This is a genomic window from Bacillus sp. AFS088145, assembly GCF_002564465.1.
Classification (GTDB): domain Bacteria; phylum Bacillota; class Bacilli; order Bacillales; family Bacillaceae_G; genus Gottfriedia.
Map to the genome: position 1 here is coordinate 134560 of NZ_NUUX01000021.1, position 16686 is coordinate 151245.

Annotated in this window: 16 protein-coding genes, 1 riboswitch and 2 other annotated features; of the genes, 15 read left to right on the forward strand and 1 reads right to left on the reverse strand. The window is 33.6% G+C overall.

The genetic code is table 11. The features are described 5' to 3' along the window. The first annotated feature begins 7 nt into the window (after positions 1–7). From COI44_RS13750 to COI44_RS13820, 15 genes are all read left to right on the forward strand, one after another. Positions 8–169 (forward strand): FeoB-associated Cys-rich membrane protein, encoded by a 162-nt coding sequence (locus COI44_RS13750; protein WP_098233419.1) that lies wholly within the window; start codon positions 8–10, stop codon positions 167–169. A 98-nt stretch (positions 170–267) separates the two neighbouring features. Continuing rightward, positions 268–379: riboswitch (TPP riboswitch) on the forward strand. A 135-nt stretch (positions 380–514) separates the two neighbouring features. After that, positions 515–1321, forward strand: coding sequence for a bifunctional hydroxymethylpyrimidine kinase/phosphomethylpyrimidine kinase (gene thiD, locus COI44_RS13755; RefSeq protein ID WP_098428474.1), 807 nt, complete (start codon positions 515–517; stop codon positions 1319–1321). Continuing rightward, entirely contained in the window at positions 1314–2552 is a 1239-nt protein-coding gene (cytX, locus tag COI44_RS13760; RefSeq protein ID WP_098428475.1) for a putative hydroxymethylpyrimidine transporter CytX, read from the forward strand. The genes thiD and cytX overlap by 8 nt, the downstream gene beginning before the upstream one ends. Beyond that, positions 2536–3348 (forward strand): hydroxyethylthiazole kinase, encoded by an 813-nt coding sequence (thiM, locus tag COI44_RS13765; protein WP_098428476.1) that lies wholly within the window; start codon positions 2536–2538, stop codon positions 3346–3348. The genes cytX and thiM overlap by 17 nt, the downstream gene beginning before the upstream one ends. Further along, positions 3339–3974: a thiamine phosphate synthase gene (gene thiE / locus COI44_RS13770; RefSeq protein ID WP_179887124.1), complete on the forward strand. Its 636-nt coding sequence runs from the start codon at positions 3339–3341 to the stop codon at positions 3972–3974. Before thiM ends, thiE begins: the two co-directional genes overlap by 10 nt. A 238-nt stretch (positions 3975–4212) precedes the next feature. Next, positions 4213–4776, forward strand: coding sequence for a hypothetical protein (locus tag COI44_RS13775; protein WP_098428477.1), 564 nt, complete (start codon positions 4213–4215; stop codon positions 4774–4776). A 55-nt stretch (positions 4777–4831) separates the two neighbouring features. Beyond that, positions 4832–5584 carry a hypothetical protein gene (locus COI44_RS13780; RefSeq protein WP_098428478.1) on the forward strand — a complete coding sequence of 251 codons (753 nt, stop codon included), beginning with the start codon at positions 4832–4834 and terminating at the stop codon, positions 5582–5584. A gap of 664 nt (positions 5585–6248) precedes the next feature. Continuing rightward, on the forward strand, positions 6249–7394 hold the full coding sequence (locus COI44_RS13785) for an acyl-CoA dehydrogenase family protein (RefSeq protein WP_097975124.1): 1146 nt from the start codon (positions 6249–6251) through the stop codon (positions 7392–7394). Between the two features lie 11 nt (positions 7395–7405). Next, on the forward strand, positions 7406–8746 hold the full coding sequence (locus COI44_RS13790) for an acetyl-CoA carboxylase biotin carboxylase subunit (protein ID WP_098428479.1): 1341 nt from the start codon (positions 7406–7408) through the stop codon (positions 8744–8746). Between the two features lie 11 nt (positions 8747–8757). Beyond that, positions 8758–8979, forward strand: a complete 222-nt coding sequence (locus COI44_RS13795; protein WP_025568303.1) for an acetyl-CoA carboxylase biotin carboxyl carrier protein subunit — start codon at positions 8758–8760, stop codon at positions 8977–8979. Between the two features lie 12 nt (positions 8980–8991). Beyond that, the gene (locus COI44_RS13800) at positions 8992–9903 is read left to right on the forward strand and encodes a hydroxymethylglutaryl-CoA lyase (RefSeq protein ID WP_098428480.1); all 912 of its coding nucleotides are present in this window, start codon (positions 8992–8994) and stop codon (positions 9901–9903) included. Then, the gene (locus tag COI44_RS13805; protein WP_098428481.1) at positions 9904–10680 is read left to right on the forward strand and encodes an enoyl-CoA hydratase-related protein; all 777 of its coding nucleotides are present in this window, start codon (positions 9904–9906) and stop codon (positions 10678–10680) included. Between the two features lie 4 nt (positions 10681–10684). Next, the gene (locus tag COI44_RS13810) at positions 10685–12214 is read left to right on the forward strand and encodes an acyl-CoA carboxylase subunit beta (RefSeq protein ID WP_098428482.1); all 1530 of its coding nucleotides are present in this window, start codon (positions 10685–10687) and stop codon (positions 12212–12214) included. A gap of 286 nt (positions 12215–12500) precedes the next feature. After that, positions 12501–13763, forward strand: a complete 1263-nt coding sequence (locus COI44_RS13815; protein ID WP_098428483.1) for a DUF2157 domain-containing protein — start codon at positions 12501–12503, stop codon at positions 13761–13763. After that, a complete protein-coding gene (locus COI44_RS13820) occupies positions 13753–14256 on the forward strand; it encodes a GDYXXLXY domain-containing protein (protein WP_179887125.1) in 504 nt (167 codons plus the stop codon). Before COI44_RS13815 ends, COI44_RS13820 begins: the two co-directional genes overlap by 11 nt. 51 nt (positions 14257–14307) lie before the next feature. Here COI44_RS13820 and COI44_RS13825 read toward each other — a convergent pair whose 3' ends face one another. Then, on the reverse strand, positions 14308–14874 hold the full coding sequence (locus COI44_RS13825) for a biotin transporter BioY (protein ID WP_069034947.1): 567 nt from the start codon (positions 14872–14874) through the stop codon (positions 14308–14310). 1072 nt (positions 14875–15946) lie between these two features. Continuing rightward, positions 15947–16175: a binding site (T-box leader), on the forward strand. Between the two features lie 48 nt (positions 16176–16223). Beyond that, positions 16224–16456 (forward strand) — a binding site (T-box leader). Positions 16457–16686 lie beyond the last annotated feature (230 nt).

Here is a 16686-nt window from a genome sequence, read left to right on the forward strand (position 1 = left end):
TCTACTTATGATTGTCAATATTATAATAGGGGCTCTTATTTTTGGATATGCAGGGTGGACACTTTTACGCTATGTAAAGAAAACAAAAAAAGGTAAATGTGGTTCTTGCTCAATCGCAAAAACTTGTAGTTCAAATTGTGATACAAATTATTCGAAAATAGAAATATAGCGTTAACTAGAAAAGATTAAATTTAAAGTAATCTGTCTAAATACTTGAATAAAGTAGAAGGATTCATTAAGATGATAAAGTAATCAACTTAAATAATTGAATAGTACTAGGGGTGCCGTAAATGTTCGGCTGAGATTAAGACACGTGAAGTCTTTGACCCTTTAACCTGATCTGGATAATGCCAGCGTAGGAAAGTGAACGGTAGAATGCATATTTTGTATTCATAACATTGATTTGTTCGAGCACAAGTCCTTATGGGATTTGTGCTTTTTTGTATTTAAAATCAAGTTTCATCTTCTATCTGTAAGATCAAAGAGTTCTATTCATGAAATAGGGGGAAGAAAATTGAAGAAAGTATTAACAATAGCAGGGTCTGATTCAAGTGGTGGTGCAGGTATTCAAGCGGATTTGAAGACTTTTTCAGCTCATCGTGTTTTTGGAATGAGTGTTATCACGGCAGTAACAGCTCAAAATACGCAAGGAGTGTTTGCAGTACAAGATATGACACCAGAGATGATTGCTAGTCAGTTAGATGCAATTTTTACTGATATTGAAGTCGATGCTGTAAAAATTGGAATGGTATCTCAAATAGAGACGATTAAAGTCATTGCTGAGAAACTAAAGCAATATAAACCAAAGCAAATCGTAGTTGATCCAGTTATGGTTTCAAAAAGTGGATTTGACTTATTAAGTCCGGATGCAAAGGAAGTTTTAATTCAAGAGTTGATTCCGTTAGCAACTGTTATTACGCCAAATCTTCCTGAAGCAGAAGTTATTACTGGTAGAAAAATTACAACGATTGAAGAGATGAAAGAAGCTGCTATTCAAATTCACTCGTTAGGTGCTAAGAACGTCCTTGTAAAGGGTGGTCATCTAGAAGGGGAAGCTACTGATATTTGTTTTAATGGTGAGGAGCTCACAAGCTTTAATAGCGTGAGAATCAATACAATTAATACCCATGGTACAGGTTGTACTTTATCTTCAGCCATTACATCTAATTTAGCAAATGAACTTGAATTAAATGAGGCAATTAGAGAAGCGAAAAACTATATAACATTAGCAATCCAACATTCCTTTTCAATCGGAAAAGGTGTAGGTCCTGTACATCATTTCTACTCATTGTATGAAAAGGCAGGAGTTCAATATGTCTAATCAAAATGCAAAAATGACGAAGTGGAACTTTACAACACTTTGGTTTGGTGCGGCAGTTTCTGTAGCAGAAATTATGACTGGTGCTCTAGTAGCACCACTAGGTTTTAAGAAAGGTTTGACGGCCATTTTAGTAGGGCATTTACTTGGAACATTATTGCTTATTTTAGGTGGAGTCATTGGTTCACAGCAAAGATTGTCAGCCATGGAATCTACAAAAATTTCATTTGGTAACTATGGTAGCTATTTGTTTTCGATTTTGAATGTTCTACAGTTACTAGGCTGGACAGCAATTATGATTTTAACTGGAGCTCGCTCAATCAATTTAGTTACAATAAAAGATTATCGGTTTGACCACCTATGGGTTTGGTGTTTAGTAATTGGAGTATTAATCGCAATCTGGTTGTACTTTGGACAAAATGCTTCTAAAAAACTTAATAGTTTAGCGGTTGGTTTACTATTTGTTTTAACAATTGTGCTTTGTTTTGTCATTTTTAAAAGTGATAAAATCTTAACTCAACCAAGCACTTCTGGATTATCTTTTGGAGAAGCAGTTGAATTGTCGGTGATTATGCCATTATCTTGGATTCCCTTAATTAGTGATTATACTCGATTTGCGAAGACAACAAAGGATGGTGCAATTGGTAGTTTTATAGGTTATATGTTTGGTAGCTCTTGGATGTATATTATTGGATTAGGCGCAGCATTAGCATTTAATGAAGTAGACCCGGTTGCTGTTTTAATGAGTGCAAATCTAGGATTATTTGCAGTCGGTATCGTTGTCTTAGCGACTGTTACAACGACTTTCATGGATGCTTATTCTGCTGGAATATCAGTTACAACCATTTTTCCGAAGTTAAATGGAAAACAGATAGCTCTTATCGTTACCGCCATTGGAACAATATTGGCTGTTATTTTCCCAATCGAGAAATATGAAGGATTCTTATATACAATAGGTTCATTTTTTGCACCGTTGTACGCAGTTTTATTAACAGATTACTTTATTCTAAAAAGAACAAATATAAGAAAATCGTTGAAAATAGATTGGCTTGCATTTATTACATGGATTTTAGGAGTTTTCATTTATCGCAAGTTTGTCCAATTAGATTTCTTCCTTGGGGCTACTGTTCCAAGTATGATTTTAATTTGTGTGATTTATATAGTTGTCCAGTTTGTTATTAATAAGCTTGTTCCAAAGCGAATCGGGGGAGAAAAAAATGTTAACTATGAATGAAATGAGTCAAATTCTTGAAAGCGTGAAAGAGAAAAAGCCTTTAGTTCATCACATTACAAATTATGTAACTGTAAATGACTGTGCAAATATGGTTTTAGCTCTAGGTGGATCACCAGTTATGGCCGATGATTTAGCCGAAGTAGAAGAAATGGTATCTTTTGCTTCAGCACTTGTTATTAATATTGGAACATTAAATGAAAGAACAATTCAATCAATGATTAAAGCTGGTAAAAAAGCTAATCAATTAGGCGTACCAGTAATATTAGATCCTGTTGGTGTAGGAGCAACAACTCTACGTACAGAAACGGCAGCTAAATTATTGAAAGAAGTACGTTTTGCTGTAGTTCGTGGAAATATGTCAGAGATTAAAATGATTGCTGGCTTAAATGTTCAAATTAAAGGTGTTGATTCTGTAGCCGGCGAAGAAGACGGTATTGAAATTGCGAAATCTCTTTCAGCGAAATTAGGCTCAGTAGTTGCCATTACAGGTGCGGTAGATATTATTGCAGAACAAGACCGAGTATGTACCATTTCAAATGGAGATAAAATGCTGGCTGATGTAACTGGAACTGGATGTATGAGTACATCATTAATTGGAACTTATGCTGGTGCAACGAATGATTATTTCCTAGCAGCTGTTTCCGGTATTACTACAATGGGCCTATGTGGAGAGTTTGCTAAGGCTCGCCTAACTGAAGGACAAGGAATTGGCACATTTAAAGTAAACTTATTTGATGAAGTATCTAAAGCTTCTGTTGATACACTTCTAACAGGGGTGAAAATCGAATGGCTATAATTAAAAGTAAAATAGATTATAAGCTTTATTTAGTAACGGATCGAGATGTATTAGGATCAAGAGAATTAGTTCAATCTGTTGAGGAAGCAATTAAAGGTGGAACAACAATCGTACAAATAAGAGAAAAGAATTGTAGTAGTCTAGACTTTTACAAAATTGCTATGCAAGTAAAAGAAGTAACTTCAAAATATAACGTTCCATTGATTATTAATGACCGTTTAGATATCGCTTTGGCAATTAAAGCGGATGGATTACACATCGGACAAGAAGACTTACCTTTAACCGTAGCTAGAAAGATTGTTGGAGAAGACATGATCATTGGCGTTTCTGCATCAACATTAGAAGAAGCTATGATTGCACAGGAACAAGGTGCGGATTATGTTGGTATTGGTTCAGTGTATCCGACGAGTACCAAACTAGATGCAAAATATTTAGCACTAGATGAGTTACGAAGAATACGTGAAGCAGTAAAAATTCCAATCGTAGGCATCGGTGGAATTAATGAAAAAAACGTTTCTGAATTAATGGAAACAAATATTGATGGTGTTGCGATTGTTTCTGCGATATTAGGGAAAGAAGATATTAAATCGGCTGCTGAGCATTTGAGTATGCTTGTTAATAAGTAATAAAATTATGTTTAGGGTGTCTTTTTCATCGTTATTTGATGGATAGGTGCCCTTTTTGTATTTTATACATACTCATTCAAACATAGTAACAATTACTATATTCTAAACCGTCCTTAACTAATGTAAATTAACGTTTCAATGTTGTTTATTGAATATCATCTGTAACAAATTATACAAAAATATTTGTTAATTACTATTGAAACATACCGAAATAAATATAGAAGGAGGTAGAATTTTAGTGAAACAATTTAAGAAAAAAAGACTTGGATTAATTTTATCATATGGAATTATTTTTTCTACATTCGGCCCACTATCTGCACTGGCAGCAGTTGTTCCTTCAAATAGTCGTCCTAGTGTTACTTATGGATCGACTAATGAATTTGGCAGTTCTGAACTTTTAGGTCCCTGGAAAGATACAAAGTGGAATTATTACGCATACTCATATAAATATAATGGATGGGATAAAGATGCATTTGAAACTGTAAATGCACAAGCGACAGTTACATTATCTTCTACTTCAAATTCTACATATACCCTTTCCGGTTCTACTGAATTTGGAATCAAAAAAATTGCCGAAGCAAATCTGGGAGGAACATTTGGTAAGAGTTGGGGAAAAACATCAACTGTAGAATTTACTGCACAAAAAGGTTATATCTATGAATTATGGAGTGCTAATAAAATTAAAGTAGAAAAGTACAAATACACATACAAACCTTTACTTGGCTCAAAAAAGACTTTGTACAGCAGGGCGAATGATCGTGACGGAACGTATAAATGGTTTTTCAGATATCCTCGCAAATAGTTTATTCTTTTAATTTTGAAATTTAAATTAGGAAAAAAAGAAGTGAGGAATATTATTGAAAAAACAGCTTTGTTTATTTATACTAACCGCTACACTCATTGCTATATTTACAGCATGCAACTCCCCGAAAAATAATCACCCTACGCATCCCATGCTTTCTGCTGTTGCTAAATTAGAAGGAGAAATTAAAAAAGAAAAAAATTATTTATTCTTTAATAAAAATGAGTATACGAAAAGAATAACTTTATATTTCTACGATAATTACAATAAAGCACCGATTACAAATGTTAGATTATTTCGTGATAATGTATTAGTTAGTAAAAAAACGAAAGTAATTGATACATCAATTCATGATAATGGTATATTTACATTTGAATTACGTGAGTATATACCTTTCTTTAATAGTATCGAATTAAGTAATAATAATGGTAGACTTTTAAAATTAAAAACAGGCGATTATCATTTTGAATTGGTCGATCTGGCAAATAATATAGAAAATGATTACCGGTGGTACTTAGAAAGTTATAACACAGGTGAAGATAATTTTAAATTTGAAATGGATGCTAATCTTAGTAGGAAAAATTCTCAAAAAACAAAGTATGAGTTAAATTCGGCATATAAAAAGTTAAAAGGATTTAGTGTGGTAGAAATTCCCACATTTAAAGAAAAGAGTAATACTTTATACTTTAAATACTCTGCAACTAGTTCAACCAAAGAGGCTGGTTCCTATGAAGTTTTAGTAGTTCAGAAGAATAGTAGTGGACAAAAGTATTTAATGGGTTCTGTTATTGTTCCATTAAAGGAATAATTACTAACTAGAAATAAGTCACTTCATTAAAAAATGAAGTGATTTTTGTTTTTTAAGAGGAAAACATGATTGTCATGCATCTATTTATAAATCATAGATTCATATCAATTCTTTAATTGATTTAAAAAGAATTTGAACAATTGGCTAGTTTTCCGTATGAAAGGATCGTGCGATTTTTAGTGTTTAATACCCCAACTCGTATAGGTAATTTATCATTTTAATTGCATTTTTAACAAATTTAATTGTAGTTTTGATATTTTTAATTGCAGATATCGTAACTTTAATTGCAGATTTGCCATTTTTATTTGCAGCACGCCGTTTATTTGCAACGTAACCTCGTTTATTTCACGTACGGACTTCTTATTTGCAGTGAATCAGAACTCATTTGCAACCCCCTAATACTTACTTGAAGTCCACCGTTCAGTAGCACTTCAACTATCTTCCCACCACTCCTCAAATTTTCCTATCATTTCCTCTCTTGTCTCAATTTGTCGAACATAGATTAAAGGGAAATGGTAGAAAATAGCGAATATTATCAATTGTAAGACTAAAATATTTATTTCTTATACACGAAATATGAGACTCCACTGCTATATGCTGCAGTTGGAGACATTCTTACGTTTTTTTAAACGTACCTAAATATTAAAAGGAGAGTGACTAACACATGGATTTTTTATTATCTAAAGAACAGCAAATGATTCAAGAAATGGTACGAGATTTCGCAGCGAAGGAAATTGAGCCTTTTGCAGAGGAACTTGATCGTGATAGCAAATTCCCAATTGAAACGTTCAAAAAAATGGGTGAATTAGGTTTATTAGGAATTCCGTTCCCGGAAGAATATGGCGGTAGCGGTGGCGATACAATTAGTTATGCGTTAGCTGTAGAGGAAATAGGGCGTGCATGTGGAGGAACAGGTTTAAGTTTTGCTGCAACATGTTCATTAGGTGCCTCTCCAATTTACTATTTTGGTACAGAGGAACAAAAGCAAAAATACTTAGTTCCAATGGCGCAAGGAAAAACACTTGGAGCTTTCGGTTTAACTGAGCCAAATGCAGGTTCTGATGCTGGTGGAACACAAACAAAAGCAGTTTTAGAAGGTGATGAGTATGTGATTACTGGTGAAAAATGCTGGATCACAAATGCTCAGTATTCTAACACAATTATCGTAACTGCTTATACTTCTATTGATGAAAAAGGAAAGAAAAATATTTGTGCGTTTATCGTACCAACTGACTCAGAAGGATTAACAATTACAGATCCTTATGACAAGATGGGTGTTCGTGCTTCTAATACGACTCAAATTGTATTAGATGGCGTACGTGTTCCAAAAGAAAATATTCTTGGCAATCCTGATAAAGGTTTTGGCCAATTCTTATATACATTAGATGGTGGTAGGATTTCAATTGCAGCACTTGCAGTAGGTATTGCACAAAAAGCTTTTGATAAAGCATTAGTATATGCGAAAGAACGTAAACAATTTAAACAACCTTTATCTAGTTTCCAAGCTATTCAATTTAAATTAGCTGATATGGCAATGGGAATTGAGTTAGCGAGAAATATGGTGCATAAAGCTGCATGGTTAAAAGACAATGGAAAACCGTTTACAAAAGAAGCGGCATTCGCTAAGTTATACGCATCTGAAATCGCTTCCAAAATTGCGAATGAATCATTACAAATTCATGGTGGATATGGCTATATGAAAGAGTATGGCATCGAGCGTTTAGTACGTGATGCTAAGTTACTTGAAATTGGTGAAGGTACGTCAGAAATTCAACGTATGGTAATTGCACGTCAATTAGGATGCCGATAAGGAGAGAGAATATGATCAAAATACTTATTGCAAACCGCGGGGAAATCGCATGTAGAATTATCGAAACATGTAAAAAGCTTCGTTATCAAACTGTAGCAGTTTATTCAGATGCTGATAAAGAAAGTTTGCATGTTAAGTTAAGTGATGAAGCTTTTTCTTTAAAAGGAAATCATACGAAAGACACGTATTTAAACGCAGATTTAATTATACAAATTGCAAAAGAAAATAATGTAACTGCAATTCATCCTGGATATGGCTTCCTATCAGAAAATAGTGATTTTGCTAGAAAATGTAAAGAAGCAGGTATTTTATTTGTTGGTCCTACGCCAGAGCATTTAGAGATGATGGGCGAAAAAATTAGAGCTAGACAAATAATGGAGCAATTAAACATTCCATTAATTAAAGGAAATTCTCATCCAATTCAATCGGTTGAAGAAGCAAGAGAAATAGCAGAACAAATTGGCTATCCTGTTATGTTAAAAGCTTCTAGTGGTGGCGGCGGTATTGGTATGAAGTTAATCGAAAACGAGGCACAGCTAGAAAAAGAATTTTTAACAACACAAACGAGAGCACTTCAATTTTTTGCGAATGATGATGTATTCATTGAAAAAGCGATTATTAAACCTAGACATATTGAAGCACAAATCGCTGCTGATACTCATGGCAACGCTGTTTTCTTATTTGAAAGGGATTGTTCAATTCAAAGAAGAAACCAAAAAGTTGTTGAGGAAGCACCATCACCGTTCCTTTCTCCACAAGGTAGAAAGAAACTTGAAGAATATGCCCTTACGATTGCTAACCAAATGAAATATGTAAACGTGGGGACAATTGAATTTTTAGTTGATGAAAAAGAAAATATTTATTTCTTAGAAATGAATACTAGATTACAAGTTGAGCACGGTGTAACGGAAGGAATTACAGGAATTGACCTAGTTGAATGGCAGTTCCGTATCACATTTGGTGAAACACTTCCAATTCGTCCTACTCATGTAGAAATGAATGGTCACTCTATCGAAGTAAGGGTATATGCTGAGGATCCTAAAACTTTCTTCCCATCACCAGGAACAATTCAACACTGTAACTTCCCAGAGGAGATTGGTGTACGAATTGATACGCATCTTTATGATGGATGGGTTGTATCACCGTTTTATGATCCACTTTTAGCGAAAGTGATTGTTACGGCTAATACAAGAAAAGAAGCAGTAATTCAACTGCACAATTATCTTAAAAAGGTAGAAATTGAAGGTATTAAAACAAATCTGCCGTTTTTGATTGATATTCTTTCAACGAATGCATTCCAAGAAGGCGACTATACAACAAGTTTTATTAGTGAATATCAAAAAGTGAAATGAGGTAATTAAAAATGGAAAACTTAACTGCAATGATGGCTGGAAGCGTATGGAAATGTCTTGTATCTGTAGGGGACGAAATTAGTAGTGATCAAGATTATGTAATCTTAGAATCAATGAAAATGGAAATTCCTCATGCTGCTCCTTATAAATGTAAAGTCGTAAATGTGTTCGTTAACGAAGGCGATTTTGTAAACGAGGGCGACTCTTTAATTCAAGTTGAAAAACTAGGTTAGGAGTTATTAGTGATGAAGCTACCTCAATCGGCTTTTATAAGAGAAGTAGGTCCACGTGATGGCTTGCAAAATGAAAAACAGTTTGTTTCCACTGAAAAGAAGCTTGAGTGGATCAATTTATTAGTAGAGAGTGGTTTATCTTATATTGAAGTTTCTTCGTTTGTGAGACCAGACTGGATTCCTCAATTAAGTGACTCGGTAGAGCTATTTACAAGGCTTAAGAAAAAAGATGGGGTTACTTATGCAGCTCTTGTTCCTAATAAAAGAGGGTTAATGAGTGCATTTGAAGTAGATGCAGATGAAATTAATTTCTTTGTATCTGCTAGCGAAACACATAATTTAAAAAATAAAAACGCGAGTATCGAGCATTCAATGAGCGATATTCGCTCAATGATTACAGAATGTAAAAATAATAAAAAGACTACAAGAGCATATATTTCAACTGTATTTGGTTGCCCATATGAGGGTGCTGTAGACCAAATGAAGGTGATCCAACTTGCAAACCAATTACTTGAGTGTGGAATAGATGAAATTTCTCTAGGCGATACAATTGGAATTGCTAATCCGCTTCAGGTAAATCAATTTTTAGAAAATCTAGTTAAAGAAGTACCAGTTAATCGAATTGCAATGCACTTCCATGATACATATGGTCGTGCTGTTTCAAATTTATATACTTCTTTACTATTCGGAATTGAAAAATTTGATTCATCAAATGGTGGACTAGGTGGTTGTCCATATGCACCAGGAGCTAGTGGAAATGTAGCTACTGAAGATGTTGTTTCACTACTTCATAATTTAGGTATTACAACTAATGTGGATGAAAAGAAACTTCATCAGGCTACTTCATATATCTCTGAACAAATGAACTTAACACCAGTTAGTAAGCTATTTTCCGTATGGAATGGTTCAAAGGAGAGTATTTAAATGGAATCAAGTTTATTAGTAAGTGATATCGGTCATATTAGAATTCTTACATTAAATCGTACAAATGCAGCTAATTCATTATCACGTGAGTTACTAGATGCTCTTCATAGCCAAATGGATGAGTTAAAGAAATCATCTGTACGTGCTGTTATATTTACTGGTAGTGGTTCATCTTACTTCTGTAGTGGTGCTGATTTAAAAGAAAGAAGAGGCATGACTGAGAGTGAGGCTCGAGAAACTGTTGAAAAAATCGGGACACTTTTTGAAAAAGTTGAAAGATTACCTATGCCAACAATAGCAGCAATCAATGGAGTTGCCCTAGGTGGAGGACTTGAACTTGCTTTAGCATGTGATTTAAGAATTGCGCATAAAGAAGCAATCGTTGGTTTACCAGAAACATCTTTAGCGATTATTCCAGGTGCTGGTGGTACACAAAGACTTCCACGATTAATTGGACTTGGAAGAGCGAAGGAACTAATCTTTACTGGCAAACGTTTAAATGCACATGAGGCTGAAGGCTACGGCATTCTAGAACATGTTGTTGAAATAGATGAATTACAAAATAAGGCGCTTGAACTATGCGAAACAATCGCAAGTAAAGGTCCTCTTGCAATCCGTGCAGCAAAAAAGGCAATTCAACGCGGTTTCGATCTTCCTTTAGATTTAGGGCTAAGATTAGAAACTTATGAATATGAAACTTTACTGCATACAAACGACCGTATGGAAGGTTTAGTAGCATTTCAAGAAAAGCGTAAGCCGCAATATAAAGGAGAGTAATTGCATGTCAAACGAAGCAACATATCAAGCTCGAAAAGAACAAATACTTTCTGGTGGGAAAGAAAAATATCATGAGAGCAATGCAAAAATTGGTAAACTCTTTGCAAGAGAAAGAATTAATCAACTTTTAGATAAAGACAGTTTTGTGGAAGATGGTTTCTTTGCGAACTGTATGAATGACGAATTTCCAGCAGATGGCATCGTAACAGGAATCGGTAAAATTAATGGCCGTACCGTATGTGTAATGGCGAATGATTCAACTGTAAAAGCAGGTTCATGGGGCGAAAAAACAGTAGAAAAAATCATCCGCATTCAAGAAACATGTTTAAAAATGCTTGTACCTTTAATTTATTTAGTGGACTCTGCAGGAGCACGTATTACGGACCAAGTATTTATGTTCCCAGGTAGACGTGGTGCTGGACGTATATTCCACAACCAAATTAAGCTATCAGGTCAAGTACCTCAAATCTGCTTATTATTTGGACCATCTGCAGCAGGTGGAGCTTATATTCCTGCATTCTGTGATTCTGTATTTATGATTGAAGGTAATTCTTCAATGTACTTAGGTTCACCTCGTATGGCTGAAATGGTAATTGGTGAAAAAGTGTCACTCGAAGAAATGGGTGGAGCTAGAATGCACTGTTCAGTTTCAGGCTGCGGAGATGTATTGTGTGAGTCAGAAGAAGAAGCAATTGCTAAGTTAAAAGATTATTTATCTTACTTACCAACTAATTTCAAGCAAGGGGCTCCTGTTGTTGAGGCTAAAAATCCTGTTCAAAAGGAGAAGTCTTTAGCAGAAATTATACCAAGCAATCAAAACGTACCATTTTCTATTTATGAATTTATTGACCGAGTAGTTGATGAAGATTCATTCTTTGAAATTAAAAAGCTATTTGCACCTGAACTAGTAACTGGTTTTGCTAGATTAGATGGACGTAGCGTAGGAATTATCGCAAACCAACCGAGAGTTAAAGGTGGCGTATTATTCCATGATTCAGCGGATAAAGCAGCTAAATTTATTAATTTATGTGATGCTTACCATATTCCTTTATTATTCTTAATGGACGTACCTGGTTTCATGATTGGTACAAAAGTAGAGCGTGCAGGGATTATCCGCCATGGTGCAAAAATGCTTTATAGCATGAGTAATGCATCTGTTCCAAAAATCTCAGTTATCGTTCGTAAAGCATACGGTGCTGGACTTTACGCAATGGCAGGCCCTGCATTTGAAACAGACTGTGTCATTGCATTCCCATCTGCTCAAATCGCTGTAATGGGTCCTGAAGCAGCAGTAAACGCAGTGTATGCAAAGAAAATTGCAAGCTTACCAAAAGAAGAACAAGCTGCCTTTATCCAAGAAAAACGTAAAGAGTATGCTGAAGATATCGATATTTACCGCTTAGCATCTGAGCTAGTAGTAGATGTAGTCATTCAGCCAGAAGAGCTACGTACAGAGCTAATTAAGCGTTTTGCTTATTACTCAGAATCATATGAAACTCCTGCTACGAAAAAGCATGGTGTTTATCCTGTATAAAAGATGATGAAACAGCCCTATAGATAGGGCTGTTTTTTGTATCGATGTAAAATGAAATGATTAATTAGAAGACATACTTCAAAAATATCCAAATGAAAATTCAGGTGGGCATATTTAACTCTTAGTGGAAGAATTTACAATTTAAACAAACGTTTGATTAACCATCAAATATAGATTTAAACATATTCTCCTAAAATTTTAGATTTAAAAGTAATTTATGTTTTATTAAGAAATTATAATAGTAATGGAAGTAGTTTTATAAACTGCTACTAAAAGGGGGGATTACATGAGTAAAATAGATCAGAAGCTAAAAGAATGGCACAATCATAACTTACTAGATGAAGAATCATTAAATCGAATAGTTGAGTATGAAAGGCATCGAGCTAAAGCTGAAAAACAATCATTTTTAGGAGATATTGTGCCATTTTTAATTGCATTACTTGTAGCATTTTCAATATTAGCACTTGTGGGTAGTAACTGGAACGAATTTAGTCAAACTATGAGGTTAGTTATTATTTTTGTAACACTATTAGTTTTCCATGCAGTTGCTTTTATAAGCTATCAAAAGGGTAAAGAATTGTTTGGACATTGTTTAAATTTTATTAACGTGATTGGGTATGCATGTGCATTTGTTTTAATTGTACAAATGTATCAATTTACTAGTGACAGTCCAGTATTTTTGATCACTTGGACAATGCTCGCGTTCCTCTACTATTATGTATTGAAACATAACATGTTCTATTATCTTTTCTTAGGAATCGGATTTTTTAGTTTAAGTTATAGTGCAGGAATAGAAACGTCCCATGTTTATCTTCTTCAAATTCCATTGCTACTTTGCTCCATTTATTTCTTGAAAATAATGAAGAATCGATGGAATGCTAGCTTTAATTACACATTTCTAGGCTATATTGTCATTATGTTTTTCCAGACATTTTCAGATCGCCAATATATGACGCCGATTATTCTAGTAGTGTTTATTCTTTGGTATTTAAATGAACGTGGGATGATTAATTATGTTATTTTACCTGTATTTACTATATTTATATGGCTATTCACATTTTTCACTTCATTATTTGGAGGATCATATGATGTAATCCACGAGTTACAAAAGGAATTTTCACATGGATTTTTAAAGCCGATTGCAGTGCCACTGTTTGATACGATCATTCTATTAATCCTTTTATTAGCAATCTATACTGTGTACAAGAAGTGGAAGGACAATATACTGTTTAATAATTATCTTTGGATCTTCTTGTTTATATTCGTATTACCAATATTAGGGGTAAAAGATCAATTAGCCAATATGATCGTAGGTGTATTAATATTATTTGCTTATTCATGTATACGTTTATTTAAAGGTGTATCAGGCCAGGAAAAGGGAAGCATTATTATTGGTTTTATAACATTTGCTTCACTCGTAATTGGAATTTATACAGGATTTGCCATTTCATTTATAAGTAAATCAATAGTGTTTATTATCCTTGCAGTAGTATTATATTTCGTCTATACCCAATCGAAAAAAGCAAGAGGTGATGAACATGCAAAATAAGAAGAAATTACTTTTGCTTTCAATCATTCAATTTGTTTTATTACTAGCTTTACTTGGAAACATAATGTACTTTAAGCAATCAGCCGATACGTTTAAAATAAATTCACAGAGTTTGGACCCAGTAGAACCTTTATTAGGACATTATGCAGCCCTTTCGTATGACTTTGACTCTATAACAATGAAGAATTGGAAAGGTAATGGTAAACCGAAAGAAGGGGAAAACGTTTATATTGTCTTTCAAAAGGGACAAAACGATATTTATCAATTAGATTATGTAACGGATCATCGTCCAAAACATACAAAATATATTAAAGCAACTATTCAGTACACATATATTGGAGAAGAAAATGAAATTGTAATCAACCATAATCTAAGTCGTTTTTACATTCCCGAAAGCCAAATGGACAAATACAATCGAAGCGGATCTAAGTATATTGTTACAGTCCAACAAAAAGGAGATCGATCAGTCGTTAAAGCTGTTGATGTTCAATGAAATATCATTTAAAAAAAAGAGTTCACATCATAAGAGTGAGCTCTTTTTGTATTACGCTGAAATTTCATCACGTTTTAATAAATTAGCTTTTGCTAAACGTTTTCCGATAATAACGCCTAATGCAGATGCTACATAGGCTTTAACTAATCCAAGAATAATGAAAGGATAAAAACCGAAAGCCATTGCATCGTGCCAGCTTAGAGAAGCTGCAATTTTTAACCACACAGTACCAAAAATTAACGTTACAAACATTCCGATTGTGTTTGCAATCATTGCATTTAAGACTGTGAACTTAGTTTTTTCAATATAGTAAGCGATGATGAAAATAGTTGGAATAAATCCAATTAAATAACCACCTGTTGAACCGACTAGTACGCCAAACCCCGCAGCACCACCTGCGAAAACCGGGATTCCGATTGCGCCAAGTGCTAAATAAAGAAGTAACGAGATTGTTCCGTATTTTTTACCTAAAATCGTAGCCGCTAAGCCAATTGCTAATGTTTGTCCTGTGATTGGAACAGGAGAAAAGGGCAAAGGAATAGATACTTGAGATAGAATACCAATAATTGCTGCAAATAAAGCTGAATTAATAAGCATTTTTAATCTTTCTTGTTGCATTACAAAATCTCCCTCTCATTATGTTAACTTATTTTACTTGTTAGTTAACATATTATAAATTAATTATATTTTATATAAGAAGATTGTCAATATGATTAAATATAAAGGGTATAAAATCATTAATTTTCAGAAGTTTTAAATGAAGGGAAATAATCGAAAAGATTTGATGAGCAAGAATAGATAAAAAAAGAGTAATTCGAATACGATTACTCTCCTTTTAAATCTATTATTTTTTTCTGCATAATTTAATTAAGAGCGAGTTCTTTTAATTGATTTGATTACACCATAAATAATTCCAGCAATCATTAAAATTGCAACTGGTAAAACTACTATCATTCCTAATATTTTATTACTCCCCAATTTAAGAATAGGTGATTTTGTTATATTATCTTTTTCATCACAGGCAACATTCACTCTAATATATAATTGGATAAATATTCCTCAGTAATTAAGTATACAAAACCAAATATTTCCAAAGTATTCAATATTCAAAAGAAATGTATTAATTTTTAAATCTGAAAAAACTATGTAAACTAATCGACCCATTTTGAGCATGTAATTTTAAATTGCAGTATGTTTACTCAAACACCAATACCATATGTTAGTTAACTCAATAAAAGGAAACAGATCTAGATATTTATTAGAGAAGTTAGTAAATATGCCAGGGGTAAATTTTATTAATATAACATTATCTTCTTTTCTTTCAAAAAGATGAAGCTAAATAGAATATGTGTAAATTTTCAATGGGAAATTAAGTAAATATTAAAGAGCGAAAATAGCATTGGCATGAATAAGATTATGGTACTAGTAAATAACCTAGATAATAGATTTTTTCGTTTTATTGATTGCCAAATCCTTGTTTAGGCTAGACAGAAAAAGTGTGTTACTACTATAAAATCGAGATACGTAATTAACATTTAGTTTGTGAGTCTAAAGTATATATTTCTAATTAAATATTTCTATAGGTAAGGGTTTTAATTATATTAAAATAATAAAAACTTCAAAAAAAAATAATATGTATTAGTGTTGACATTTCCGGAAAATAGGAATAAAGTATGTATTAATTGAATCGCGAAAAGCAATGATAGGAATTTTAGTAGTGGAGTTTTCCCTGTAACAGAGAGCTGGTGGTTGCTGCAAACCAGTACATAAAACACATGAATTACGATCCTAGAGCATCTTCCTCGAAACGAATTGTGAGGGGAAGACGGTGAAGAGCCGTTATGAAATGAAGATATTAGTATTGTTTTTAATACTAATAATTTAGGGTGGTACCGCGAATAGACTATTTCGTCCCTACTGTGCAAACAGTAGGGACTTTTTTATTTTAAGAAAATAATTTAATTAAATAATAAGCAATGAATGGAACTAAAGTAGTGAAGTTTTCCCTGTAACAGAGAGCTGATGGTTGCTGCAAATCAGTACATAAAACGACATGAATTACAATCCACGAGCATCTTCTTCGAAACAAAATTGTGAGGGGAAGACGGTGAAGAGCCGTTATGAAATGAAGATATTAGTAAGTTTTAGTAAAACAGCTAATAACTAGGGTGGTACCGCGAATTTAAAGTTCGTCCCTACTGTGCAAACAGTAGGGATTTTTTTATGTTCAAAAAACTTGGATTCATGTATAGATGTAACGGAATAAGCTACTAGTGTGAGAAGAACTAAGGTGAAATATATGCTTGTCTTTTTTTTGAGTTGTCTAGTTCCAGGCGTTAGCCCCTCGAGGTCATAAGCCAAAGTCCAATAAAGGTAAAAACCAACCTTTATCGGCCTTTGTCTTATGCTTGTCGGGGCTTTAGCAAACGC

Excerpts from the sequence above, each read along its gene's own strand:
- COI44_RS13750 (WP_098233419.1), top strand. The coding sequence starts at position 8 with ATGATTGTCAATATTATAATAGGGGCTCTTATTTTTGGATATGCAGGG.
- cytX (WP_098428475.1), top strand. The coding sequence starts at position 1,314 with ATGTCTAATCAAAATGCAAAAATGACGAAGTGGAACTTTACAACACTT.
- thiM (WP_098428476.1), top strand. The coding sequence starts at position 2,536 with ATGTTAACTATGAATGAAATGAGTCAAATTCTTGAAAGCGTGAAAGAG.
- thiE (WP_179887124.1), top strand. The coding sequence starts at position 3,339 with ATGGCTATAATTAAAAGTAAAATAGATTATAAGCTTTATTTAGTAACG.
- COI44_RS13785 (WP_097975124.1), top strand. The coding sequence starts at position 6,249 with ATGGATTTTTTATTATCTAAAGAACAGCAAATGATTCAAGAAATGGTA.
- COI44_RS13790 (WP_098428479.1), top strand. The coding sequence starts at position 7,406 with ATGATCAAAATACTTATTGCAAACCGCGGGGAAATCGCATGTAGAATT.
- COI44_RS13795 (WP_025568303.1), top strand. The coding sequence starts at position 8,758 with ATGGAAAACTTAACTGCAATGATGGCTGGAAGCGTATGGAAATGTCTT.
- COI44_RS13800 (WP_098428480.1), top strand. The coding sequence starts at position 8,992 with ATGAAGCTACCTCAATCGGCTTTTATAAGAGAAGTAGGTCCACGTGAT.
- COI44_RS13805 (WP_098428481.1), top strand. The coding sequence starts at position 9,904 with ATGGAATCAAGTTTATTAGTAAGTGATATCGGTCATATTAGAATTCTT.
- COI44_RS13810 (WP_098428482.1), top strand. The coding sequence starts at position 10,685 with ATGTCAAACGAAGCAACATATCAAGCTCGAAAAGAACAAATACTTTCT.
- COI44_RS13815 (WP_098428483.1), top strand. The coding sequence starts at position 12,501 with ATGAGTAAAATAGATCAGAAGCTAAAAGAATGGCACAATCATAACTTA.
- COI44_RS13820 (WP_179887125.1), top strand. The coding sequence starts at position 13,753 with ATGCAAAATAAGAAGAAATTACTTTTGCTTTCAATCATTCAATTTGTT.
- COI44_RS13825 (WP_069034947.1), bottom strand. The coding sequence starts at position 14,874 with ATGCAACAAGAAAGATTAAAAATGCTTATTAATTCAGCTTTATTTGCA.